Origin of the sequence: Anaeromassilibacillus sp. SJQ-1, assembly GCF_046693725.1 — a bacterium.
In the GTDB taxonomy this organism is placed as follows: Bacteria; Bacillota; Clostridia; order Oscillospirales; family Acutalibacteraceae; genus Anaeromassilibacillus.
The window spans coordinates 1-23,886 of record NZ_JBKEIV010000038.1 but is presented as its reverse complement, the minus strand read 5'-3'; the positions used below and the strand labels follow the sequence as shown (position 1 = coordinate 23,886).

The 23,886-nt window shown below is 50.4% G+C and carries 24 protein-coding genes, 2 pseudogenes and 1 riboswitch; of the genes and pseudogenes, 3 read left to right on the top strand and 23 right to left on the bottom strand.

Features of this window, described 5'->3' with window-relative positions; all coding sequences use genetic code 11:
• Positions 1 to 9: 9 nt before the first annotated feature.
• The 20 genes and pseudogenes from ACGCCZ_RS10005 to thiD form a co-directional block, all read right to left on the bottom strand.
• Positions 10 to 369 carry a hypothetical protein gene (locus tag ACGCCZ_RS10005; protein ID WP_411655936.1) on the bottom strand — a complete coding sequence of 120 codons (360 nt, stop codon included), beginning with the start codon at positions 367 to 369 and terminating at the stop codon, positions 10 to 12.
• A gap of 78 nt (positions 370 to 447) precedes the next feature.
• Positions 448 to 663 carry a hypothetical protein gene (locus ACGCCZ_RS10000; RefSeq protein WP_411655935.1) on the bottom strand — a complete coding sequence of 72 codons (216 nt, stop codon included), beginning with the start codon at positions 661 to 663 and terminating at the stop codon, positions 448 to 450.
• The gene (rsgA, locus tag ACGCCZ_RS09995) at positions 648 to 1,538 is read right to left on the bottom strand and encodes a ribosome small subunit-dependent GTPase A (RefSeq protein ID WP_054323382.1); all 891 of its coding nucleotides are present in this window, start codon (positions 1,536 to 1,538) and stop codon (positions 648 to 650) included. The genes ACGCCZ_RS10000 and rsgA overlap by 16 nt, the downstream gene beginning before the upstream one ends.
• A 4-nt stretch (positions 1,539 to 1,542) precedes the next feature.
• Complete coding sequence (gene pknB, locus ACGCCZ_RS09990; RefSeq protein WP_085532859.1) at positions 1,543 to 3,615, bottom strand: Stk1 family PASTA domain-containing Ser/Thr kinase; 2,073 nt, start codon at positions 3,613 to 3,615, stop codon at positions 1,543 to 1,545.
• A gap of 21 nt (positions 3,616 to 3,636) precedes the next feature.
• A complete protein-coding gene (locus ACGCCZ_RS09985) occupies positions 3,637 to 4,368 on the bottom strand; it encodes a Stp1/IreP family PP2C-type Ser/Thr phosphatase (RefSeq protein WP_242967276.1) in 732 nt (243 codons plus the stop codon).
• Positions 4,343 to 5,382 (bottom strand): annotated as a pseudogene (gene rlmN / locus ACGCCZ_RS09980) (23S rRNA (adenine(2503)-C(2))-methyltransferase RlmN). The gene ACGCCZ_RS09985 and the pseudogene rlmN overlap by 26 nt, the downstream one beginning before the upstream one ends.
• A gap of 114 nt (positions 5,383 to 5,496) precedes the next feature.
• Positions 5,497 to 6,831, bottom strand: a complete 1,335-nt coding sequence (gene rsmB, locus ACGCCZ_RS09975) for a 16S rRNA (cytosine(967)-C(5))-methyltransferase RsmB (RefSeq protein ID WP_411655934.1) — start codon at positions 6,829 to 6,831, stop codon at positions 5,497 to 5,499.
• Positions 6,831 to 7,241 carry a zinc metallopeptidase gene (locus ACGCCZ_RS09970; protein WP_411655933.1) on the bottom strand — a complete coding sequence of 137 codons (411 nt, stop codon included), beginning with the start codon at positions 7,239 to 7,241 and terminating at the stop codon, positions 6,831 to 6,833. The genes rsmB and ACGCCZ_RS09970 overlap by 1 nt, the downstream gene beginning before the upstream one ends.
• Positions 7,228 to 7,536 (bottom strand): zinc metallopeptidase, encoded by a 309-nt coding sequence (locus tag ACGCCZ_RS09965; protein WP_411655932.1) that lies wholly within the window; start codon positions 7,534 to 7,536, stop codon positions 7,228 to 7,230. The genes ACGCCZ_RS09970 and ACGCCZ_RS09965 overlap by 14 nt, the downstream gene beginning before the upstream one ends.
• Positions 7,537 to 7,542: 6 nt before the next feature.
• Positions 7,543 to 8,481, bottom strand: a complete 939-nt coding sequence (fmt, locus tag ACGCCZ_RS09960; RefSeq protein WP_411655931.1) for a methionyl-tRNA formyltransferase — start codon at positions 8,479 to 8,481, stop codon at positions 7,543 to 7,545.
• A gap of 26 nt (positions 8,482 to 8,507) precedes the next feature.
• Positions 8,508 to 8,981 carry a peptide deformylase gene (gene def / locus ACGCCZ_RS09955; protein WP_054323385.1) on the bottom strand — a complete coding sequence of 158 codons (474 nt, stop codon included), beginning with the start codon at positions 8,979 to 8,981 and terminating at the stop codon, positions 8,508 to 8,510.
• Between the two features lie 42 nt (positions 8,982 to 9,023).
• The gene (locus tag ACGCCZ_RS09950) at positions 9,024 to 9,494 is read right to left on the bottom strand and encodes a hypothetical protein (protein ID WP_411655930.1); all 471 of its coding nucleotides are present in this window, start codon (positions 9,492 to 9,494) and stop codon (positions 9,024 to 9,026) included.
• A 5-nt stretch (positions 9,495 to 9,499) separates the two neighbouring features.
• Complete coding sequence (priA, locus tag ACGCCZ_RS09945) at positions 9,500 to 11,473, bottom strand: replication restart helicase PriA (RefSeq protein WP_411655929.1); 1,974 nt, start codon at positions 11,471 to 11,473, stop codon at positions 9,500 to 9,502.
• Positions 11,473 to 11,694, bottom strand: coding sequence for a DNA-directed RNA polymerase subunit omega (locus ACGCCZ_RS09940; RefSeq protein ID WP_054323386.1), 222 nt, complete (start codon positions 11,692 to 11,694; stop codon positions 11,473 to 11,475). The genes priA and ACGCCZ_RS09940 overlap by 1 nt, the downstream gene beginning before the upstream one ends.
• On the bottom strand, positions 11,687 to 12,295 hold the full coding sequence (gmk, locus tag ACGCCZ_RS09935; protein WP_411655928.1) for a guanylate kinase: 609 nt from the start codon (positions 12,293 to 12,295) through the stop codon (positions 11,687 to 11,689). The genes ACGCCZ_RS09940 and gmk overlap by 8 nt, the downstream gene beginning before the upstream one ends.
• Positions 12,288 to 12,566 (bottom strand): extracellular matrix/biofilm regulator RemA, encoded by a 279-nt coding sequence (remA, locus tag ACGCCZ_RS09930; RefSeq protein WP_054323388.1) that lies wholly within the window; start codon positions 12,564 to 12,566, stop codon positions 12,288 to 12,290. The genes gmk and remA overlap by 8 nt, the downstream gene beginning before the upstream one ends.
• A 27-nt stretch (positions 12,567 to 12,593) precedes the next feature.
• A complete protein-coding gene (locus ACGCCZ_RS09925) occupies positions 12,594 to 13,472 on the bottom strand; it encodes a YicC/YloC family endoribonuclease (RefSeq protein WP_054323389.1) in 879 nt (292 codons plus the stop codon).
• A 391-nt stretch (positions 13,473 to 13,863) separates the two neighbouring features.
• The gene (locus tag ACGCCZ_RS09920) at positions 13,864 to 14,514 is read right to left on the bottom strand and encodes an HAD family hydrolase (protein WP_411655927.1); all 651 of its coding nucleotides are present in this window, start codon (positions 14,512 to 14,514) and stop codon (positions 13,864 to 13,866) included.
• On the bottom strand, positions 14,511 to 15,830 hold the full coding sequence (gene thiC / locus ACGCCZ_RS09915; protein ID WP_054323390.1) for a phosphomethylpyrimidine synthase ThiC: 1,320 nt from the start codon (positions 15,828 to 15,830) through the stop codon (positions 14,511 to 14,513). The genes ACGCCZ_RS09920 and thiC overlap by 4 nt, the downstream gene beginning before the upstream one ends.
• Before the next feature lie 13 nt (positions 15,831 to 15,843).
• Positions 15,844 to 16,659, bottom strand: a complete 816-nt coding sequence (thiD, locus tag ACGCCZ_RS09910) for a bifunctional hydroxymethylpyrimidine kinase/phosphomethylpyrimidine kinase (RefSeq protein ID WP_054323459.1) — start codon at positions 16,657 to 16,659, stop codon at positions 15,844 to 15,846.
• A gap of 92 nt (positions 16,660 to 16,751) precedes the next feature.
• A riboswitch (TPP riboswitch) is annotated at positions 16,752 to 16,852 on the bottom strand.
• 241 nt (positions 16,853 to 17,093) lie between these two features.
• On the opposite strand from thiD, the gene ACGCCZ_RS09905 reads away from it, so the two are divergent.
• The 3 genes from ACGCCZ_RS09905 (at position 17,094) to ACGCCZ_RS09895 (ending at position 19,955) form a co-directional block, all read left to right on the top strand.
• Positions 17,094 to 18,056: an RluA family pseudouridine synthase gene (locus ACGCCZ_RS09905; protein ID WP_411655926.1), complete on the top strand. Its 963-nt coding sequence runs from the start codon at positions 17,094 to 17,096 to the stop codon at positions 18,054 to 18,056.
• Positions 18,057 to 18,151: 95 nt separating this feature from the next.
• The gene (locus tag ACGCCZ_RS09900) at positions 18,152 to 19,534 is read left to right on the top strand and encodes a sensor domain-containing diguanylate cyclase (RefSeq protein ID WP_054323391.1); all 1,383 of its coding nucleotides are present in this window, start codon (positions 18,152 to 18,154) and stop codon (positions 19,532 to 19,534) included.
• Between the two features lie 190 nt (positions 19,535 to 19,724).
• A complete protein-coding gene (locus ACGCCZ_RS09895) occupies positions 19,725 to 19,955 on the top strand; it encodes a hypothetical protein (RefSeq protein WP_054323392.1) in 231 nt (76 codons plus the stop codon).
• 180 nt (positions 19,956 to 20,135) lie between these two features.
• On the opposite strand, the gene secF is transcribed toward ACGCCZ_RS09895, so the two are convergent.
• The 3 genes and pseudogenes from secF to ACGCCZ_RS09880 all read right to left on the bottom strand — a co-directional run.
• Positions 20,136 to 21,107: a protein translocase subunit SecF gene (gene secF, locus ACGCCZ_RS09890; protein WP_411655925.1), complete on the bottom strand. Its 972-nt coding sequence runs from the start codon at positions 21,105 to 21,107 to the stop codon at positions 20,136 to 20,138.
• Positions 21,104 to 22,516 (bottom strand): protein translocase subunit SecD, encoded by a 1,413-nt coding sequence (secD, locus tag ACGCCZ_RS09885; RefSeq protein WP_085532879.1) that lies wholly within the window; start codon positions 22,514 to 22,516, stop codon positions 21,104 to 21,106. The genes secF and secD overlap by 4 nt, the downstream gene beginning before the upstream one ends.
• Positions 22,517 to 22,770: 254 nt before the next feature.
• Positions 22,771 to 23,769 (bottom strand): annotated as a pseudogene (locus ACGCCZ_RS09880) (aminotransferase class I/II-fold pyridoxal phosphate-dependent enzyme); the annotation flags it as partial.
• Positions 23,770 to 23,886 lie beyond the last annotated feature (117 nt).

The window sequence follows — 23,886 nt, the reverse complement described above, 5'->3', positions numbered from 1 at the left end:
TCAGACCAGCTACAAGTCAGCACGCGGTTGGTACAATACACCGAGCATTTCGCCCGTGTGAACCGTCACCGATGCTGTTTCGGTCACAATGCGGTTGCTCACGCCGAGCGGAAAATCCGAACGAAGCGGATACTCCTTTAAGGGATATTGCATCCCTGTATAACTCACTGTACAGCTTGGGCAACCAAATGGGAATGCAGAAAACATTGCACCGCACATTTGAAGAAGCGGTTGCGTCTCTCCCGCTTGCAGAAGAAACACCCGCGTGCCCTTTTCTGCCATGACCGCACGGCATCCTTCGCGCGCCAAAAATTGCAGCACACAAAGATTGGCATAGGAGTGCTCAAACCGCTCCCCCCAGTGCTCCAAGCAAAATAAATTCCCGACACCCGCGGCGAAGGCCTTCTCGAGCAGCGGCCAGCAGATCCGTGTCGTCCTTTTCCGGCTTCAAGCGGATCGTTTCGATGCCTTCCGGCAACTCCCCCGTACCGAGTCAAAGTCCCCAATTAGCAAGTCCGGTAAGATGCCGTATTTTCGTGCGGTATCCAGACCGCCATCCGCGCAGATCCGATACGCATTCTTCGCGTCAAAAGCATCGAAAACAGCGCCATCCTCTACCGGAGCAGATCCCAACAGGATACAACGCTTTATTTCATTTCCCATTCTTTCAGGTCCTTTACTTCGTTGTACATGGCGACGTAACTGGTATGGCGGGATAAATGAATTTCCCCTTCCTGCACTGCTTGTAACACGGCACAGCCCTTTTCGCATGTGTGCGAGCAGGAGGGAAATTTACACTGATTCCGGTACGGCTCAAATTCCCGGAAACAGAACTGTAGGTTTTCTTTTCGAACTAAGTCGCACTGCTCCAGGGAGATCGAAGAAAACCCCGGAGTATCCGCCACATAGGTATCGTCTCCCAGCTTTAACAACTCCACCTTTCGGGTGGTATGCCTTCCCCGGCCGAGCTTCTGGCTGATCTCTCCCGTTTCCAGTGCCAGACGCGGATCAATGCGGTTCAACAGGGAAGACTTCCCCACACCGGAATTTCCGGTAAACGCGGTAACCTTCCCTTTCAGAAGCGACTTGACCGCCTCTATCCCTTCGTCTGTCACCGAAGACACGGCAAAAAAGGGGATGCCGGCCTTTTCATAAATATCCCGCAACCATTCGCCGCTTTCCAAATCTGTCTTGGATACCACCACTACCGGCTCGATCTCCTTATCCTCGGCCGCTGCAATTGCTTCGTCAATCAACAAGGTGTTTGGGGATGGGTCACATACTGACGTAACCACAATCAATTGATCGATGTTTGCCACCGGCGGGCGGGTCAAAAAGTTCTTACGAGGGAGGATTTCCTCCACATATCCAGTCCCATCCTCTCCGAGGCGAATCTCCACCAGATCACCCGCAAGGGGCGTGATCCCCTTTTTGCGGAACACGCCCCTCGCTTTACAGGAATATAACTGTTCTTCTGTCTCTACGTAGTAGAAACCGCCAATCCCCTTGATAATTCGTCCGTTTCGTATCTCTTTCATATGCTCATTCCGTCGGGGTAATGGGAAGATCCGTCGGAATATCTCCCCAAGTTTCCTCTGTGTCGGTCCCGGAAGGTTCCGAAGTCGTCCCTGGGTCGACATACGGATAACTTTCCACCTGGCTCGGCTTCCCAGTGTCAAAGTCCATAATGAACACCGCGTACTTGCTGCCGTCCAACTCAATGACCAGTGTCTTCTGGCCTGAGGTCCCCGTGACTTTGATGGTGCAAAGGTTGTTATACGCCGGATTCACAGTCCGAACACCGTCCTCCATGACCGTGCCATCCAAGTATGCCTTGAGTTGAATATCGTGTGAGACGTTCAGCGGCAGATGGATATTGGCTTCCAGGGTCTTTTCGGACTGTTTTCCAGAGCTGACCACAATATTAACCTTGCTGTCCTTATCTACCGGCACGCCCGGCAACGGATTTGTCTCTATGACGGTGTTTTCCGGCTTGTCGCTATCATCCTGAAGCGTGACATCGCCTACCTGGAGCCCTGCAGCCACAAGCTCGGATTTTGCTGCTTCAATATTCTTGTCAATGACGTTCGGCACTGGGATCTGCTCGTTTTCCGGTCCAGTGCTGACCAAGATCTTGATCGTACTGCCCTGCGGTGCGGTTGCATTCCCCTTGGGCTCTGTGCTGGTGACATAACCAGCGGCAATCTCATCATCGGGAATCTCGATCACGGTGGTCTCAAAGCCTGCATTTTTCAGCGTCTGCTCTGCATCCGCTTGGAGATAATTGGTCACATCGGGCACCGTTATCGCCTGTGCGCCGCTGTTAACCACCAACAACACCTCGCCGTCCTTCTTAACCGGCATACCAGCGGTTGGTTTCTGATCCAGGATCATGCCCGTCTCCTTCGTGGAATCCTCTTTTGTCTCCACGGAGAATTTAAATTCGTATTCCTCGTTGTTTTGGACATCGGTGTACAATTGTCCAACCAAGTTCGGCATATCGATGGTATCATCCGGTTGTGCATTGCAACTGCGGAAAATGGCCGCAATTCCGATGCTCAATGCAACGATCAAAAAGGCCGCCAAAATTCCCAGAACCACCATCATGGTTTTTTTGTTGTTTCCTCCTCCGCCATTCTGACGGCGGCGCGGAGGCTCCTCTTCGTAATCGTCGTAGTCGTATCCATCGTTATAAGACGGGGCACGGCCGTTTCGCACAGCACTGATTGCATTTACGTATTTGGTTGGCTTTTCATCGATAAAATATTTATACTGGAAACTGATGCTGGGATTGCGTTGAAACGCCTCAATATCTTCCAGCATTTCCGCCGCGGATTGATACCGCTGGTCTGGGTTCTTTTGCATGGCCCGCATCGTGATCTCTTCCAATCCCTCAGGAATGGCAGGGTTGATGTCGCGCGGCGGCTTGGGATCTGCCTGCAACTGCATAATGGCAACAGAAACCGCATTGTCCGCTTCAAAAGGCAGCGCACCGGTCAGCATCTCGTACAACATTACGCCCACAGAATAAATGTCTGCACGCTCGTCGGCTACCTCGCCGCGCGCCTGCTCCGGAGCAATATAGTGTACAGAACCGATCGCCTTATCGGTCATTGTGCGCGTTTCACTGCGGGAGAAACGGGCAATGCCGAAATCCGTCACCTTAATCGTGCCATCCTGCAACAGCATGATATTTTGCGGCTTAATATCCCGGTGAACAATACCTTTGCTATGGGCATGGTGCAGCGCACGCAGAATTTGCAGGGTAAAATGAACAGCCTCTTTCCATTTGAGTTCGCGTTGCTGGTCCAGATATTCCTTCAAGGTGATACCGTCGATGTATTCTTCCACAATGTACTGGATGCGGTCGCCAAAACTAACATCGTATACCTTCACAATATTGGGATGGGAAAGGACCGCAATGGCCTTGGACTCGTTCTTAAAGCGGCGGATAAAGTCCTGATTCCCCAGAAATTCATCCTTGAGTATTTTGATCGCTACCGTTCGGTCATCGATAATGTCGTAAGCGCGGTACACATACGCCATGCCTCCCACGCCGATCAGCTCGTGAATCTCATAGCGCCCGTCAAGCCGTTTTCCTGTATACTTATCCATGAAACATCAACTCCAATACCGTTAGTGTCTGATAACAGCGACTGTGACATTGTCCCCGCCGCCACCGCTTTTTGCCAAAGCGATCAGCCGGTCCGGCAAAAGCCGGACTTCCAGTTCCCGGGCGAGCCGCTCAATCTGTTCTTCTTCCACATAGTTGGTTAGACCATCCGTGCAGAGAAGCAACAGGTCATCGCCGGAAAATTTACATTCGCAGTAGTCGATCTCGATGCCGGATTCCACGCCCAGCGCGCGGGTGATGATATTCTTTTGCGGATGGCGCCTGGCCTGCTGTGAGGTCAGGTCCCCGCTGTTTACCAGTTCCTGCACCATCGAATGGTCTGTCGTGATCTGCCGCAGTCCATCCCGCGTAAGTAGATAGGCGCGGCTGTCCCCTGCATGGGCAATATGTGCGACCCCACCGGAAACAATCGCCGCCACCACCGTCGTCCCCATCCCCGTTAGAGATTCATCCGCAACCGCGCGGTCATAGATCGCCACATTGGCGTTGTAGATTGCAGAAATCATCAAGTTCTTGATGGATTGGTCCGTGATGTGCTCGCTTCCAGAGCTGAGAATCTGCTCCGAGATCAAGTCAACCGCCAACGCACTGGCGATGTTTCCACCGTTTGCGCCGCCCATTCCATCGCATACAACCGCCCACGCGGTATTTCCGGAGAGCACGCCTGCCTTTACCGCATCCTGGTTGGAATGGCGCACAAGGCCAATATCAGTTTTCATGTAAATCTGCAACATTGGCCACCTCCTCTTGATACCTGCGCCGCAGCTGCCCGCAGGAAGCATTGATGTCCGAACCGAGCGTCCGGCGCACGGTTGCAGTGATTCCCTTTTCCGAGAGAATCCGGATAAACTTCTGAATTTGTTCATTGGTACTCTTCCGATAGGAATTCCCCTTGACCTCGTTCACAGGGATCAAATTGACATGGCAAAGCATCCCATGCAGCCGCATCGCCAATTCTTTCGCGCAAGCGGCAGTATCGTTAACGCCGCTGATCATCGCGTACTCAAAGGAGATCCTTCGGCCGGTTGCCTGTGCATATGCGCGGCATGCGGTCAAAAAGCTCGTCTACTCCCCACCGGTGATTGACCGGCATAGTTTGAGAGCGAATTGCATCGTTCGGCGCATGCAACGAAACCGACAGCGTCAGTTGGAGCTTCCTCTCTGCCAAGTCGTAAATTTTGTCCACAATCCCACAGGTGGAAAGAGAAATATGCCGCATTCCAATATTCATCCCCTCGTCCGAGGAAACCAATTCCAAAAAACGGAGCACATTTTGGTAATTGTCAAGCGGCTCCCCCATCCCCATCAACACCACATTCGAAATGCGAATGCCTTGGTCCTGTTGGACCGTCTGGATTTGCGCCAACATTTCGGAGGCGGTTAGATTCCGTGAAAACCCGCTCTTGCCCGTGGCACAAAAAGAACAATTCATTTTGCAGCCCACTTGGCTGGAAATACAGATGGAATAGCCGTGGTGGTACTCCATCAGCACGCATTCCACATGTTCGCCGTCCGGCAAACGCAGCAGGTACTTGGCCGTGCCGTCCAACTTGGAAACCAGCCGCTGTTCGATTTCCGCCACAGCTATGTAATACCGCTCGGAAAGCGTTTGGCGGAAAGCTTTCGATTCGGATCCGACATCTCCGCAAAGGAACGTACCCCCGGTGAAGCCAACGGTACACCTGCAGCGCATGGAAGGGCTTTTGCCCCTGCGCAATAAAGTCCGCACGCAGTTCTTCCAGCGTCATCGATTTTATGTCCTGTAAAGTCAAATTTACACTCTCCCAGCCATCCGGAAAATCGGGCAGGCCCCCAACTTCCAAATGCTTTTTCCCTCTGTCCGATTGTTGCTTTCTTCCGAATTATCGCCGCTGAAAGGATGCGACGAAAAATCCGTCCGTCCCATGTGCATGCGGCAGGAACGTCCATTCGTTCTCCGGTTCCTCAATTGCATGCTGCAACCCCAATGGCGCAGGCAATGCCCTCGGCACAAAATCCGCATGTTCTTTCAAAAAGCGTCTCGCCACCTCCCCATTTTCCGCCGGATTCAGCGTGCAGGTGGAGTACAACAAAACGCCCCCGCTTTTTACCAATTCGGAGGTTTTACTCAGAATACCGTACTGCAAATCCGGCAAACTGTCAAGGGTACAAGGCAATTTATATCGAATTTCCGGTTTACGCCGAAGAATTCCCAGACCGGAACACGGTGCATCGCAGAGGACCCGATCTGCGGGTTCTAACGGCTTTGTGGGCTTTTGCGCGTCACGCAGATCCGCGCGTACACATGTCAAACCCAACCGGCTGGCTCCGTCGCGAATCAAGCGCACTTTTCCTTTATATTGGTCAAAAGCCAGGACCTCGCCGGTGTTCTGCATCTGTTCTGCAATGGTAAAGGTCTTTCCACCGGGCGCAGCACAGACATCCACCACACGTTCCCCCGGCTTCGCCCCCAAAAACGCCGCGCACAACTGCGACGAAAGGTCCTGTACATGGAACAGCCCCTCTTGAAAAGCCCCCAACGACGATATCGAACCGGCTACCTCCACTTTTGCAGCCCACGGAACCCATGTAATGGCTTCTGCCTTTACATTTTCTTCCATCAGCCGACGCAGTAAGTATTCCTCATCGCCCTTCGTATTATTCAGACGAACATAGATTGGAGGATGCTCGGACAAGGAATCCAGCAGATCCGCTGTACACTGCTGCCCATATGCCTTCTGCCATAGCAAAATCAGCCATTCAGGGCAGGAGTATTTCAAGCTGAGGAAGTGCACCGGATCTGCCTCCTGCTCCGGAAGATGCAACTTTTCCAGGTTTCGGAGCAAATTCCGCAGCACCGCATTGATAAAGCCCGAAGCCTTTACAGCTCTATTCTGCTTTGCCAGCTCAACAGCTACATTTACGGCAGCGCTTGGAGGAACTTTTTCCAAATATAGAATCTGATAAGCGCCAATACGCAGGATCTCCCGCACCTGCGGCGACATCTTACGGATGGGGATACTCGCAAATTGTCCAATATAATAGTCCAGGGTCAGGCGGCGTTCCAAAACCCCATAAAAAATGGCGGATGCCAAGGCCGCATCGCGCGGCTCCAAGGCAAATTGGGCAAGGGTTTTATCCAACACCAAATTGGAAAAGCCCTCGTTTTCATCCACATGTAGCAAAGCCGCCAATGCGGCTGCTCTCGCATCCGCCATCAATGATCATTCCTCCGATTTCCAAAGATCAGTAGCAGACGTAGAAGGGACATCAACGCCGTGAACGTCGCCGCCACATAGGTCATTGCAGCAGCCCGCAAAACCTTCTTGGCCCCTTCCAATTCCTCCGGATATAAAATTCCGGTTGCATCCAACGCCTGCAAAGCCCGCGCACTCGCATTGAACTCCACTGGCAAAGTAACCAGCTGAAACAATACGCACAGGCTATACAGCCCAATTCCGATATTTACGACAAAGTCGTATTGTACCGGCAAAATCAGGCCAATCAAAATCAAAGGCATCGCCAGATTGGAGCCGAGCCGTGTCACAGGCACCAACGCCGCTCGAATTTTGTTTTGAAAATACCCCTGTGCATGCTGAACCGCATGGCCCGCTTCATGTGCAGCCACACCGACTGCCGAAATCAGACGTCGCGGCATACACTGGGTCAGACAGGCTAATGATTCCAGTGGAGGGGTTGAAATTGTCGGTCAGATTCCCACCGATGTGACGGATTTGTACACCCTGTGCGCCGCCATACTGCATCACGCGCATGGCCGCATCCGCTCCTGTCATGTTGCGGTAGGTGTTCACACGCGAATACTTTTGAAACGTGGAATTTACCTGAAATTGCGCATACATCGTAATGAGCAGCGCTGGCAACATAAAAAGGAAATACGAGTAATCAAAATAATACAATCCCATAAATTGTTACTCCTTTGCCTCACCGAGCACTGCGCCCTGGTCGAGCCGGTGCCCACAGAGGAACTCTTTTCCACCCATACGTTTTCCGCCCTCATATTGGACAATCTCCAATTCCAAAGCGGTGTTGTCCCCACAGGCCACCACAAAACGATCTTTCCTGCGGGCAACTTCGCCTGGTGCACCGCCAAACCCCGGTACAACCGTTGCCCGGTGCACCTTTAGGCGTTTTTGACGGTAAACGGTTTCGGCAACCGGCCAGGGGGAAAGCCCACGCACTAAGTTGTGCAGCTCTCTTGCCGGGCGATTCCAATCGATTTTTCCAAGCTCTTTGGTCAACATGGAGGCATAACAGGTTTCTGCATCCCCCTGCGGTATACGTTGAATCGTCCCTTCTGCAACGGCCCTAAGGGTTTCAACAATCAATTCGGCCCCCATCTTTGCGAGGCGGTCGTGCAATTCCCCGGCTGTCTCCTCAGGCCCAATGGCTGTACGGGCCTTCAAAAGCATATCGCCTGTGTCCAATCCTTCTGCCATATACATTGTGGTGACACCGGTCTCTGCGTCGCCGTTGAGCACCGACCATTGGATGGGGGCTGCTCCGCGATACTTTGGGAGCAGAGAAGCATGCACATTGATACAGCCATACGGCGGGATCTCTAAAATTTCTTTCGGAAGAATTTTCCCATAAGCTACCACTACAATGCACTCTGGCTGCATTTCTCGAATCTGCTGCGCTGCCTCCTGCGTGCGCAATGTTGTTGGCTGATAAACCGGCAGATTGTGCGCAAGCGCCAGCACCTTGACCGGCGGCGGCGTCATGGCATATCCTCTTCCTTTTGGCTTATCCGGCTGGGTAAACACAGCGCACACCTCGTGCCCTGCATCCAATAGACTTTGCAAGCATGGAACGGCAAAGTCCGGCGTTCCCATAAATAGAATCCGCAATTTTCATCATCCTATCCGTGGTGAGATTACTGAAGCTTTTGCAGCTCCTCTGGGGAAAGCATCCGCACAACGTGGGATTTAAAGACCACGCCATTGAGATGATCGATCTCGTGGCAACATGCGGTCGCCAGCAGTTCTTCCCCTTCCAGTTCAAACGTTTTTCCCTCGCGATTTTGGGCGCGCACCAAAACACGCATTGGGCGCTTTGTGATCCCATATTGTCCTGGGAAGGACAGGCATCCTTCGACGCACTCCTGTTCGCCGCTCTGTTCGACGATCTCCGGATTGACCATCTCAATCGGCCCGCTCCCCACGTCGATCACCACTATGCGGCGGCGGATGCCCACCTGAGGCGCTGCAAGGCCGACTCCATCCGCGGACTTCATGGTCTCGATCATGTCGTCCAACAGAATGCCCAATTTTTCGTCGAATTTATCGACGGGCCGGCAAACTTTTGTCAAGATTTCGTCCCCATCTTTTACAATATTACGAATTGCCATTTTTATTCCTCCAATATCATACTCTTGCTTTTGAGCCGTCGTTTATAAGATCCTATCCGGATTGATGTCCGCAAAGGCGGTCACATCCCGAAACGTCCGTTCTTTTGCAAAGGCAATCAACAGCCGGGAAATCATCTGGCGGAAACTCCGGCTGTTCCGGCATTTCACGATTAATTTATACCTATATTTATTGCTGACCTTGCCGATTAATGCGGGAGAAGGATTTAAAACCCGCATCGGCTCCTGCGGATATTCTGCTTGGGCCAAAGTACGCAACATTTGCAAAAAAGCTTCGCTTGCGCGTGCCACTTTTTCCTCATGTATACCGACAAATCCCACCACACACAGGTCGGCGAACGGCGGATACAGCATCCCCTTGCGTACGGCAATTTCCCCCTCGTAAAAGGCAGGGTAATCCTGCCGGGCGGCTAAGGCGAGCACGGAATTTTCCGGTGTGAATGTTTGGATGATGGCTTCCCCTGCATATTGACCGCGCCCGGCCCGCCCGGCCACTTCGGTCAGTAGATCAAACGCGCGCTCATAGCTGCGGAAATCATCCCCATAAAGGGCCTGGTCTGCGAGAGAACGCCCACCAGTGTCACATTTTCAAAATCCAATCCTTTTGCTACCATCTGCGTGCCAACAATCACATCGTATTCCCCACGGGCAAAGCTCTGCAACTTTTCCTCATAGGCAAAGCGCGTCATCGCCACATCGGTATCAAGCCGCAAAACACGTGCCTCCGGAAGAAGTTCCAACAATTGCTGTTCCGCCCTCTGCGTCCCGAATCCCGCGTAATGAACTTTGTCCGCATGGCAGGTTGGACACTCTGTGGAAAACGGCACCGAGTACCCGCAGTAATGGCACATCAAGCGCTGATTAGCCGCATGATAAGTCAAGGATATGCTGCAATTGGGACAGGTAACTACATTTCCACATGATTTGCAGGACACAAACGTATTGTAACCACGCCGGTTTAACAAAATGATGGACTGCTTATGAATTTTTATATTTTTTTCCAATTCTGCCAACAGAGCGCGGCTATAGATACTCTCATTTCCAGCCTCAAGCTCCCGGTTCATATCCACAAAACGAACCTGAGGAAGCCTTGCACCGCCATAGCGGCTGGGCAACCGGTTAAATGTATAACGCCCTACCTGCGCAAAGTAATAGCTCTCAATCGATGGCGTCGCAGAAGCCAGCACCAAAAGCGCCTTATGGTATGCACATCGAAATTTTGCAACATCCCGTGCATGGTAACGAGGCGAAGATTCCGATTTATAAGTGTGCTCCTGCTCTTCATCCATAACGACCAAACCCAGGTGATCAAATGGTGCAAAAACCGCGGACCGCGTTCCAACCGCGATGGAAACCTCTCCGCGACGCACGCGTTTCCACTCGTCCAGCCGCTCAGAGAGCGATAGACCGCTGTGAAACACCGCTACACGCCGTCCATATCGCTGATGAAACCGCGCTAGACTTTGTGGAGTCAAAGAAATCTCCGGCACCATCACGATGGCCTGTTTTCCATCAGCAAGCACCTCATCGATCAACCGCATAAAGACCGAGGTCTTACCGCTTCCAGTCACCCCAAACAGCAGAGAAACACCGCCCATCCCTGAACGGTACTGCGCCAACAGGTGTTGATAAGCACTCTGTTGCTCATCTGAGAGAAGAAGCTCCTGCTGCACCACTGGATTTTGCACTTGGTCATATGGATTGCGGTAAATCTCCGTCTCGTAATAACAGGCCACGCCTTTTGTCACCAGGGTATTCACCACAGCAGGCGTGACCCCTGCAAAATAACAGACTTCCTTCAAAGACGCACTGCCGGCCTCCTGTAAAATCCGGCAGACTGCTCTTTGCTTGGGCGTCAATTTAGAAAGAGGCTCTTCATCGGTAAGGCGCACCATCTTCTGTGCCGCATCTTTAATCTGCCGTACAGCAGCACCTGTCTTTTGCAAAAAACCACGTTTAAAGAGCTTTTCAGGAGCGGTGCTCTCCACCGGAAGTCCCGTTGCTTTCAATAGTTTTTCCCGCTCAACCGGCCTGGAACACCCTGCCAGATATTGCAGAACGGTTCGCTCTTCTACAGAAAACGTCTCCATTTCCTGCGCTTTTCCTTGCACCAAAGTGTACTCGGTCTTTAAGCGAACATTGATTCCCGCAGGAAGCAGTAGCTTCACCGCCTCAAATAACGTACAAAAACAACGATCCTTTAGCCAATAGACCAACGAAATCGCTTCACTAGTAAGAAGCGGCGCTTCATCCAGCACCGCCACCACTTGTTTCATCTCGTTTTGGGTTTTCTTTTCCGGGGAAATCTCTAAAATCATCGCCAGCCGTTGGGAATTTCCCGCGCCAAACGGCACCAACGCCCGACACCCTGGCTTCGCCTGCTCCAAAAGTGCTTCTGGAACGAGATAGTCAAACGTTCTGTCGAAGTGATAAGCGGTATTCTCTACCGCCACCCGTGCAAAAAGAATGGACATTACATTTCCAGATCATCATCGTTGGGTTCCGGGGTCTCGACGATCTTAAATTTGTGTTCCGCATACTCTTCCAGAGCAAGGTCCACGGGTTTTTCGATTAAAATATCCCCCTTCTCTTCTGCTTCACCAGCGATTTCGCGGGCGCGCTTTGCAATCCCCACTACAAAGGAATAGCGGCTCTGATTTGGGCCAAGGCTGGAATCTTCAATCGGTTTAATCATGGTTCAGGACTCCTTCTATTGTATCGAAATTTCTGCGTTTGCTGTATTTCTCCGCACGGAGAATCTGCTGAATCGCCTCAACGGCGTTTTCAACCGTGTCGTTAATGACCACATAGTCATACTCTTTCGCGTGTAAGATCTCCCCACGCGCTGCATCCAGACGCTTTTGAATCGCCTCTTCACTCTCTGTTCCGCGATCGCGCAAGCGGCGTTCCAATTCCCGAATCGAAGGTGGTAGAATAAAAATTCCCACACAATCCGGACACTTCTGTTTGATCTGTGCGCCACCCTGAACCTCAATTTCCAGGATCACGTCGTTTCCTGCTTCCATCCAGTCGCGGATCGGCTTCTCCGGTGTACCGTAAAAATTCCCACAGTACTCAGCGCTTTCCAGCACTTCACCGCGCTCTCGCATACCAAGGAACTGTTCCCGCGTAACAAAATAGTAGTGTTGCCCATCCACTTCCCCTTCACGCGGTTTGCGTGTCGTGGCGGAGATGGAGAGCTTAATACTCGGGTCCCGCTGCAAAAGCATATGGAGAATCGTGTCCTTTCCTGCACCCGAAGGGCCGGAAAGTACAACCATCGATCCCTTAGTCATCTTCGTCGAGCTCCTCCTCGTCCTCAAGGTCCTCATCGCGGTCATTCAGGCGGTTTGCAACCGTCTCCGGCTGCACCGCAGAAAGAATCACATGGTCGCTATCGGTCACAATCACCGCACGGGTGCGGCGTCCATAGGTTGCGTCAATCAAAGAGCCGCGCTCTTTGGCATCCTGAATGATACGCTTGATTGGCGCAGACTCAGGGCTGACGATGGCAACCAGCCGGTTTGCAGAAACCATATTGCCAAAGCCGATGTTGATGAGCTTCATGTTGAAAATGCCTCCTATCGCCAATCTTTATTCAATATTTTGAATCTGTTCCCGGATTTTTTCGATCTCTGCTTTAATGTCTACCACCAGATAGGCGATCTGTGAATCCACCGCCTTAGACCCAATGGTGTTTGCCTCTCGGTTCATCTCCTGCACCAGGAAATCCAGCTTACGGCCCACCGGCTCGGCAGATTCCAACATCTGGTGCATTTGATCGAAATGGCTGCGCAGCCGGACAGTCTCTTCTGCTACTGCAACTTTATCCGCAAAAATCGCCGCCTCAGTTAAAATCCGCTGCTCGTCAATCTTGGCATCCGCCAACATCTCCTCCAACCGGGCCTGGAGTTTTTGCTGGTATTCCAACACCGTCTGTGGAGAGCGTTCTTCGATCTGGTCGACCAACCGAAGGATTCGCTCTGCATGGGAGATCACGTCTTCTTTCATGCGTTGGCCTTCCCGCTCGCGCATGGCAAGGAAGGACTCCATCGCACAATCCGCCCCCTTTTGGACCACTGCCCATATCGCATCCTCGTCCTCCGGCGCTTTATGCACGGAAAAAATCTCTGAATATCGGGATACCGTACTCACCGAGAGATCATCCCGCAAGTTATAGCGCTCCGCCAGTTCATGCAGCGCATGGACATATCCCGCCGCCAGGGAATGATTCACCTGCACCTGAGCATCTGCATCCTCCAAAGTCTCGATGGATACATACACATCCACCTTCCCACGCGAAACCCGTTCCTGCAAATACCCCTTGAGCCGCTCTTCCAGAAACCCATATCCACGGGTAATTCGGGAAGAGAATTCGAAATAACGGTGGTTCACCGATTTGATCTCCACCGTAATCTGCCGCCCCTCAACGACCCCTTCGAACCGGCCGTAGCCGGTCATGCTTTTGATCACATTATCATCTCAATTCAACTGGCAATTCTCTGCCGTTTTCTTGTTTTTTCGGCCTCGGAAGGCCTTTTTTCATAAGTATTCTTATTTTAACAGTTTCCCTATCAGCTTGTCAAGGAAAACACTGGGAATCTTCTTGCCATGCCATAATCTCAAAATAAAAACAGCCTGTTCGGGGAAGGGATGACTACTATTTCTTCTTTTGCATATATCCTGTGGGAACAGATTCTTCCCTCTCTTTTTTATGGGCAATATAAGTTTACATATGGCAAAAGACGCATAAACACAGAAAAAGCGGGACTTCCTCTGTAGAAAGAAGATTCCCGCTTTTACTCTCCATATCGAACTCTTACACCATCTCTAGGATCGATGGCGCGCCCATTCCGTAGCCTCTCTACAAGAGTTCTTCAAAGCTACGGATATAAACGTCCGCCAACTTTTTCAATTCCCCTTGCGTACTTCCAGAACAAGCATCGTATACGCCAACCGTATGCATGCCGGCTGTGCGTGCCCCCTGAATTCCGGGGAGTATATCCTCAAATACCACACAGCTTTCTGGCAAAACATCCAATTTTTTCGCTGCCAATAAGTAGACATCGGGGAATCCCTTTCCCCTGCTGGTTTCCTCCGTCGATGCTATTGCACCAAACCATCCTTCAATTCCATGGTGGCACAAAGCGGGCCAATAAAGCTCTTTTGGCAGCGCCGTCGCTATTGCCAGCACAATCCCCTGCCCGCGCAACTTCTCTAAGTAGTCCCGTGCGCCAGGTTTCATCTGGATAATATTTCCATACCGATAGATCGCCATTCTGTTCCACTCTGCCACAATTTCCTCCGGAGTCTCCGGAAAGTGAAACCGCTCCTTGGCATAAGCCGCTGCATCGAGAAACCCCATCGAAGCGATGCACTCGCAATATCCATCCGGTACGGTTAAGCCGCGCTTCTGCAAGAACTCCTCGTCGATTTCCTCCCAGACATGCAGCGAATCGAGCAAAGTCCCGTCCAGATCGAAAATGGCTGCCTGTACGTTTTCAATCCCCATCATTTCTTAATCTCGCTTTGCAGAATCTCAACGCTCTCCCCGCTGAGAATGCGGTTGGTTGTGCGGACTGCACACATCTTGCCGCACATCGAGCAGCTGTGCTTATCGGAGGCCGGAACACTCTCATAATAGGCCTTGGCTTTCTCCCCATCGATTGCCAGTCGGAACTGCTCCTCCCAATTAAAGCGCTGGCGGGCTTCTGCCATAGCATCGTCTTGCTTGCGCGCCCCGCGTACCCCTTTCGCGATGTCCGCCGCATGAGCCGCAATCTTAGATGCGACAATCCCCTCGCGCACGTCGGAGAGATCCGGCAAACGCAGGTGTTCCGCCGGGGTCACATAACACAGAAAATCCGCCCCATTTGCTGCTGCAATCGCGCCGCCGATCGCCGATGTAATATGATCGTATCCCGGAGCAATATCGGTCACCAGCGGCCCCAACACATAGAACGGGGCTCCGTGGCAAAGGCGTTTTTCCATCTTCATGTTGGCTGCAATCTCATCCATGGCCATATGGCCTGGCCCCTCTACCATCACCTGTACGTCTTTCTCCCAAGCGCGCTGGGTCAGATTTCCCAATTCGATCAGTTCGCCAATCTGCCCCGCATCGGTCGCATCGTCCAGGCAACCGGGGCGAAGCGCATCCCCCAAACTGATGGTCACGTCGTATTCCCGCAGGATATCCATCACTTCGTCGTAGTATTCATAGAAGGGGTTTTCGTTTCCAGTCATCTTCATCCAGGCAAACAACAAGGAACCGCCGCGAGACACGATATTCATCTTCCGTTTGGAACGCTCAAAACCTTCCACTGCACGGCGATTGATGCCTGCGTGGATGGTCATAAAGTCCACCCCCTCTTCCGCATGGGCGCGCACAACCTTGAGAAAATCTTGCGCTGTCATATCCATCAGGTCCTTTTCCAGGTAGCCAATGGCATCGTAAACCGGGACGGTCCCAATCATTGCAGGGGAATATTCGATCAGTTTTTCGCGGAATTCACGCGTCTTCCCATAGTTACTCAAATCCATGATGGCTTCCGCACCGAATTGCACCGCCAGCTGAACTTTCTGCATTTCTGCACAATAGTCGGCGCAATCGCCGGAAATCCCCAAATTCACATTGATTTTTGTCCGCAACCCCTCGCCCACTCCATTCGGGTTCAGAGACTTGTGCCGTACATTTGCGGGAATGATTACCCGCCCTGCCGCCACCAGAGGAAGAAGTTCTTCCTCCGTATACCCTTCTTTTTGTGCTACAACAGAAAGTTCTTTGGTAACAATTCCTTTTTTCGCTGCTTCCATTTGCGTCTTATATTCCATGTTTCTGTCTCCTTTATTCAATCTCCGCGCCATTGGTCAAACCGTTCCTATAGACGTCGTAAAAATGGTTGGTGGGGCCATATCCCTTTCCAATAGACAACGCGTGGCGAATCGCCATGGTGACATAAGCTTTTGCACGTTCTACCGCGACCGGCATCTCCAATCCCAACGCTAGATTTGCGGCAATTGCGGAGGAATAGGTACATCCAGTGCCATGGGTGTTCTTGGTTGGAATTCGTTCCGCGGTATAGTGGTGTATCTGTTTTCCATCAAATAGCACGTCCACCGCGTCCCCCTGTGCATGGCCGCCCTTGACCAATACCCCTTTCGGCCCCATCGCCTGAATTCGCCGGGCAGCCTCTTCCATCTCTTCGATAGAGCGGATGGAACATCCTGCGATTTTTTCTGCTTCCGGAATGTTCGGCGTCAGAAGTGTAGCCAACGGGAGGACTGTTTGAATTAGCCGATCTACCGAACAAGGGTCCATGAGCGGACATCCGTTTTTGGCATACATCACAGGATCAATCACCACATGTTCCGGCCGATACTCCCGTAGCTTTTCTGCCACCGCTTCCATGCACGGCGGCTGGGAAAGCATTCCCACCTTGACTGCATCCGGCCGGATATCCTCAAACACCGCATCGATCTGCTGGCGAATCACATCCGGGGACACATCCTCAATGGCGATGACACGGCTGGTATTCTCCGCTACAACGGAGACGATCACACTCATCCCATAGACACCGTGCGCGGAAAAAGTCTTTAAGTCCGCCTGAATTCCTGCGCCGCCACTGCAATCCGAGCCGGCGATTGTCAATGCTTTTTTCAACAGACATCCTTCCTTTCTTTCGGCCGTTCGCCCCCTGTTCGTGAAAACAGGCACAAAAAAACGCCTGCCTCCCGGCAAGCGCTCCCATTCCAATCTTCATTGGCTTTGCTTCCCTACGACAGTATTAACCGACAGGTTCTAAGGGTCAGGTTTTACCTTCTCAACCGCAAAAGCAGTTCCCCCGCAAACGTCCATATTTCATTTTCTTTTGATAAAGATTATAGCACCACTGACAGTTTCTGTCAATGAAAGGCGGTCTTTCTTTAGGACAAGTTTCATGCTATAATAACTATGTATATTTCATTTGAAAGGATTGATGAATCAGGGGGAATTTATGCTTTTTTACGGAATCCCTCTGTCCTTTCTTGCAGCCCGCGTCCTAGGCGCGGAAGCCTCAACTCAAGTTCCAATCCTTTCACAGAAAGAGGACATTTATGAAACAGGTGACCATCGGCTTAAATGATGCAGGCCAACGGCTTGATAAATTTCTAACAAAAACATATCCTAATTTGCCGCAATCCATGATGTACAAAAGTATCCGAAAAAAGGACATCAAGTGCAACGGAAAACGCTGCGAAATATCCACCCGGCTGTCTGCGGGGGATGTGCTAACTATGTATCTAAAAGACGAATTTTTCCAACAAGCACCAAAAGAATACGATTTTCTGAAAGCGCCCAATCAGTTAAACATTCTATATGAGGATGAAAATCTGATGCTGTTGGATAAAAAACCCGGTCTGATTGTGCATCCAGATGAGCACTATCATTTCGATTCTTTGATTGCGCGGGTGCAACATTATCTCTATGAGAAAGGGGAATTTAAGCCGGAAAATGAAGCGTCTTTTGCCCCTGCATTGATTAATCGAATCGACCGCAACACCGGCGGTATTGTGATGGCGGCTGAAATCGCAGAAACTTTGCGCATTATGAACGAAAAGGTCAAACAACGGGAACTCACAAAACTGTACCTCTGCATTGTCCATGGGCATATGCCTAAGCGTGAGGAAACCTTAGAAGGTTTTTTAGAAAAAAACGAGAGCCAAAACCGAGTCTATATATCCCGGCGTCCTACCAGCGATACCAAAAGCATTCGGACACGCTACCGTGTATTGGCCGAGCGTGCGCGGTATAGCCTGCTGGAGGTTGAGCTTTTGACTGGACGTACGCACCAAATTCGGGCGCATCTTGCTTCTATTGGGCATCCCCTTGCCGGCGATGGGAAATATGGAACCAATGCCATCAACAAAGACTGTGGTTTTAAATACCAAGCATTGTATTCCTATAAACTACGTTTTCATTTTTCAACCCCTGCCGGTATTCTGGAATATTTGAATGGGCAAACCTTCGAAGCAAAACAGATTTGGTTCCTTGATGATTTCTATCGCTGGCCAGACTAGGCGGCTTTCTCTTAGTAAAGCATTTCGTCCGGTTTAACCGGATATTTTGAGGAGTAGGTTGTAGCTTCTTTATATTGTTGTGAGGAGAATGGGATATGGCGGATAAATCAGAGGACTTCACGGGTCTTCTCAATTCAATTGACGAGATTACAGAGCTGATCTATGTATCTGATCTGGAGACATACGATCTTTTATATATGAATAAAGCGGGAAGAAAAGCGTTCTCTTCTAATGCGGCTGCCGGCGGAAAATGTTATCAGGTTCTCCAAAAGCGTGATTCTCCCTGCCCATTTTGTACAAATCAAGTGTTACATACCGATAAAAGTTATGGCTGGGAATTTACAAACCCGGTTACAGGCCGGCATTATTTTCTAAAAGACCGCTTGATCGAATGGCAGGGACGTCTTGCCCGTTTGGAAATTGCTTTTGATGTAACCAACTATGAAAAGGAAAAGAACGAGCTTCGCTATGCGTTGGACTCGCAACAGATTGTCTTGGACTGTATCAAAATTCTTTATCAGGAGCGAGATTTAGACAAAGCGATCAACTGTGTCCTGCAAATGATTGGACAATATCTTTCAGCCGACCGCGCTTACATCTTTCAAATTCGTGGTGACAAAATGGACAATACCTACGAATGGTGTCGTGAGGGCGTCCTCCCGCAAATCGATTTCTTGCAGGGGCTGGACCCGTCCATTGTTGTTCCATGGCAAAATGAATTGGACAATCACCAGTGCATCATCATGAAAGATATTGAAGATATTAAAGGAGAACGGGTCTATGATGTTCTCTCCCCGCAGGACATCCAAAATATGGTGATTGCTCCTCTGGAGGAAAACGGACGGATCAATGGATACTTTGGGGTGGACAACCCGCCGCATGAAAAAATTCGAAACATCGTCTCCCTGCTGGAGACGCTTCGGTATTTCATCATGGTTACTTTTCAGCGACATGCCGATGAACAACGGCTACAGCATTTAAGTCTCCACGATACATTGACCGGGGTTTATAACCGCAATAAATATACACTGGATATTCCAGAGATCACAAAATCCAGGGGGCCGATCGGTGTGGTTTATTTGGATTTCAATGGACTTAAGGAGACCAATGATTGCTACGGCCACTATTATGGCGACCAGGCTCTAAAACGTTGTTCCGAGTGTATGCGTTTGGTTTTCGAGGAAGCAAACCTCTACCGAACCGGCGGGGATGAGTTTGTAATTATCTCCTCACAGAAATCCCAAGAGGAATTTTTAAAGCTGGTCCGTACCCTAAAAGATTCTCTTGCAAAAGAACAGCTTCCTGTAGCCGTAGGTGCTCAGTGGCAGGAAAGCGCCGAAAACCTAAGAAATTTAATCACATTAGCTGATCGTGCCATGTACGAGGACAAGCAACGCTTTTATGAAACAACACTTACACCAAATCCATTGACCCGTCGCCCACGGGATTCCTCCTTGAGCCAGGAACCAAAGGCGTAGGAAATTGGCCCGTGTGGCGTTCATCCAGTAAAGCCTTTGTGGTGAAACTCCCTATCCGGCGCAATCTGTCCTTCATATTTCTATCACCGGCAGATGTATAAATTCCGCATGTCCGTATTTTCCCGTGTTTTCTTCTCTTTTTCCGCGTATACTAACTCTATCCCATTCTGCATGCGAGAGGAGGAGATAAATGCCACGCGGAAGAAAAAAAGAAACGCTTGAGAATCTCACGGAGGAGCTTACGAAAGTGGATGACCGTATTGCATATTATAAGCAACAGTTATCCAATCTAAAAGTGCATCGAAAGAAACTTTGCGCTGCCATTGAAAAGACCGAAATGGAATCCCTCTATGCAGCGGTCAAGGCTTCTGGAAAAACGCCAAAGGAATGGCTAACGCAATTCCACTCTGAAGGCCAATAAACTTGCAAAATAGGGCTGGGTTCTTTTTGTAAAAAAGAACCCAGCCCTATTCATGCTTGCATTCCGTATCATTTGTTGGGGAATACCCCACCAGAAAATTCATCGATATAAAAACAACGCCGTTGAATCTACGTTCAACGGCGTTGTTTTAGGGAACCCTGACGGACTCCTCAAACCAACTCAATTGTTCTCGACAGAAGCCGCCGGAGCGCTCTTCTTTTCCTTGCGCTCCTCCCACGCTACATAAAGCGGTCCTGCGATGCAAACGGAAGAATAGCATCCAGCTACAATACCCACCATCATCGGAAGGGCAAACGTTGTAACAGAAGTCAAGCCATAAATGCTTCCCACCACAAATACAGCCGCGATCGCCACAAAAGTCGTCAGAGATGTATAAATGGAGCGGGTCAACGTCTGATTAATGCTGGTATCTACCAGATCCGCATAGGAAATCTTCGGTCCCATAAGGCGGCGATTTTCACGAATACGGTCATAGATGATGATCGTATTGTTCAACGAATATCCCAAAATTGTCAATACAACCGCCATAAAGCTGTCGTTAATCGGCATCTGGAAGGCGACGAAAACAAAGTAAACAATCAATACGTCGTGCAACAGCGCAACGATCGACATCAGGCCCGCAGTGACACCGCCAATCTTTCTGAAACGGAAACCAACATAGATCAGCAAGAGTACAAATGCAATTAACACGGCAATCGCGCACTTCAGCAAGAAGCTCTGGCCCATCGTCGGGTTCACCGAGTTCGACTCGACCACTTCAAAATTTGCATCCGGATACTTTTCATCCAGCGCGGTTGCAATGCTCTGCTGCTGATCCAGGGAAATCGAATCGATCCCCGCAAAGGAGATGGATACACTGTTGTTCGCCTGGGTTGGATCATTTACCGTCGACATATCCTCATGAATACGGACAGAGACATCCTTCCCACTGGCATCCTTAACAATCTGCTCCACGTCCTCCTGCTGGATGGTGCCATTATAAGAATAACGGATTACCGCACCACCGGTGAACTGGATGTCCAACTTGGTACCGAGGAAAATGTTGCAGATCACGCCAATCACTAGAATGGCCAGCGAAATTCCGAAGAAAATCTTTTTCTTTTCGCAGAATTTGATGTGAAACGTTCTCATTTCGCGGCACCTCCATATAACCATTTATTGCGGAAGCACTTGAACCCGGAGATGGATTTCAACATCAAGCGGGAAGCACCGACGCCCATGATGAAGTTGCCGATGTTGCCAACCAGCAACGTGTAACCAAAGGAATAGACAGAACCCGTCGTAGACGGTCCGAAGATCCAAGACAGGATATTGGTCGGTCCAAAGACCATCATCAGAATAAGCGCCACCATGATCGTGGTGATATTGCCATCAAAAATTGCCCAGAAGCTGTTGGCATTACCCTTTTGAATGGCGCCGTCCAACGTCTTACCGGAGTTCACTTCTTCTTTAATACGGGTCGCCGTAATGACGTTCGCGTCAACGCCCATACCAATCGATAGAATAATACCTGCGATGCCGGGCAGGGTCATCGTAAAGCTGTTGAGGAATGGGAAATAGCCGGACACAGCCGCAAAGCAGAGGCCGATCTGTCCGAGCAATGCGATGATTGCTACAAAGCCGGGCAGGCGGTAGACAATCAACATAATCAGGCACACCAGAATAAATCCAATAATGCCAGCAATTTCCATTGCGTTCAGAGCCGAAGCACCCAGCGTGGGGCTGACCGTGCTGAAATTGGTTGTAACAAGCTTAAAGGGCAACGCACCGGCATTGATCTTATTCGCCAGATCGGAGGCTTCCGCAGCAGTAAAGCCGCCCGTAATGGAACACTTACCATCCGAAATCACGGCATTGACGGTCGGATACGAAATCATCACGTCGTCCATCCAAATGGAGATGATCTGTCCCTGTAGGCGTTCCGTCGCTTCTGCAAACTTCTGTGCGCCTTCATCGCTCAACTCCAAGCCTACCTCATACTCGGTTGCGCCAGTAGTCGGGTCTTGAATCATCTGCGCCTCTGCCTTTTTGACGTCGCTGCCTTCCAAGATAACCGTGTCGGCCGTTGTACCCGTCGGCGTCTTATAGACCGGATTGCCATCCGCATCCGTCTCCTGCGTCGCATACTCGTTGCCTTCACGGAACGTCAGCATAGCGGTTGCAGAGAGCTCTTCAATAGCGGCTTCCGGATCAAAGGTCGTCTCATCGTTTTTCCACGGGAAACGAACGATGATATGATCCTGATTATAGTCCACATACAACTCGTAGTCCGTGATATTCTGGTTGACCATGCGAAGCTCAATGATCGCCTTTGCGGAATTCAGCTGGTCCTCCGTGGCTTTCACGCCCTCGGTATCCGGACTGAACGTGGCCTCTACGCCACCGTTGATGTCGATTCCCCATCGAATGTCGCTCGCACCTTTTATGTAGGTGATGGTGTTATCTCCGTTTTGACCGTGTACCCCAAATAAAGAGGTATAGGTAAAAACCAAGATAAGGAGGGCGACGATGAAAAATACTGGTTTTCCTACTCGCTTCATGCGTAAATCCTCCAATGTCTTATGGTTTCTGCGCTGCCCCGCAGACGTAACAAAGACTATTATAGATTTCTTATTCTAAAAAGTCAACGAATTTGGTGCAAATCGGCCAATAAAATTATTTTTTGTCCATTTTTTTGCCTAAAGCAACCAGAAAACATGAACAGAATATGTCGGTCCTCCCCTTTATGAATAAAAAACGAAAAAAAGCAGCAGATGTGTTCAACAACACCTCCGCTGCTTTTTCATACATTTCTTTATGCCCTTTCCGAAAGAAGCTTTTCTACCGCAGCAAGCTGTACTGCAATGCAGAATAGGTCCATCGCCAGTTCCAACTCAGAAACGGGCGGATAGGTGGGCGCCACACGGATATTCACGATCCCTCGGGTCTTTCTGATAGGGGAAGGTCGCACCCGCTCCTGTCAAGGTAACACCAGCTTCCTTACACAGCGAAACCACACGCTTTGCGCAACCATCCAATACATCTACGCTGACAAAATAACCTCCATTCGGTTGGGTCCATTCTGCAACATTTTTTCCACCGAGCTCTGTTTCCAACTTCTCCTGCACCACCTGGAACTTCGGTTCCAAGATCGCTCGATGTTTTTCCATTTGCAACTTTACGCCGTCCAAATTGCCAAAGAAGTAGATATGGCGCAGTTGGTTCAACTTATCCGGGCCGATCGTCTGATAGGAGTAATGCTCGCGGAACACAGTCAAATTATGTTCACTGGCTTCCCATCGCTGCAACGCCGGCGCCGGGGAAAGTAATTTTGCTGGTGGATGCAAAAAAGATGGGCATATCGATGCTGTGTTGTTTGCGGCATTCATGCCACAAGTTTAGCAGGGTGTCGGGCGTATCGGTCAGATCATGTACACAATACGCATTGTCCCAGAAGATTTTAAAATCCGGAGCTGCGGGTTTCAACGCTGCAAACCGGCGAACCGTCTCATCGGAGTATGTGATACCGGTCGGGTTGGAGTACTTTGGCACACACCATATTCCTTTGATTGTGCGGGTCATTTTGAACAAGTTCCTCCACGACATCCATATCCGGGCCTTCCGATGTCATGGGAACCGTGACCAGTTCAAAACCAAAATACTCTGTAATGGCAAAGTGCCGGTCATATCCTGGGGACGGGCACAAGAACTTCAAGTGACCCTGTTGGCTCCACGGCTTGCTACCTGGAAAACCGTGTGTCATGGCACAGGAGATCGCATCGAACATCATGTTCAAACTCGAATTTCCCGACAATCAAGCGGCGCACGAAAATGCGCAAGCGATTTCACTATAAATGCGAAAACTCACACGAGTATGGAAGTCGTTTCTGGTTAATATCGGCTGGACAACCAACGAAGTAGATGATAACAT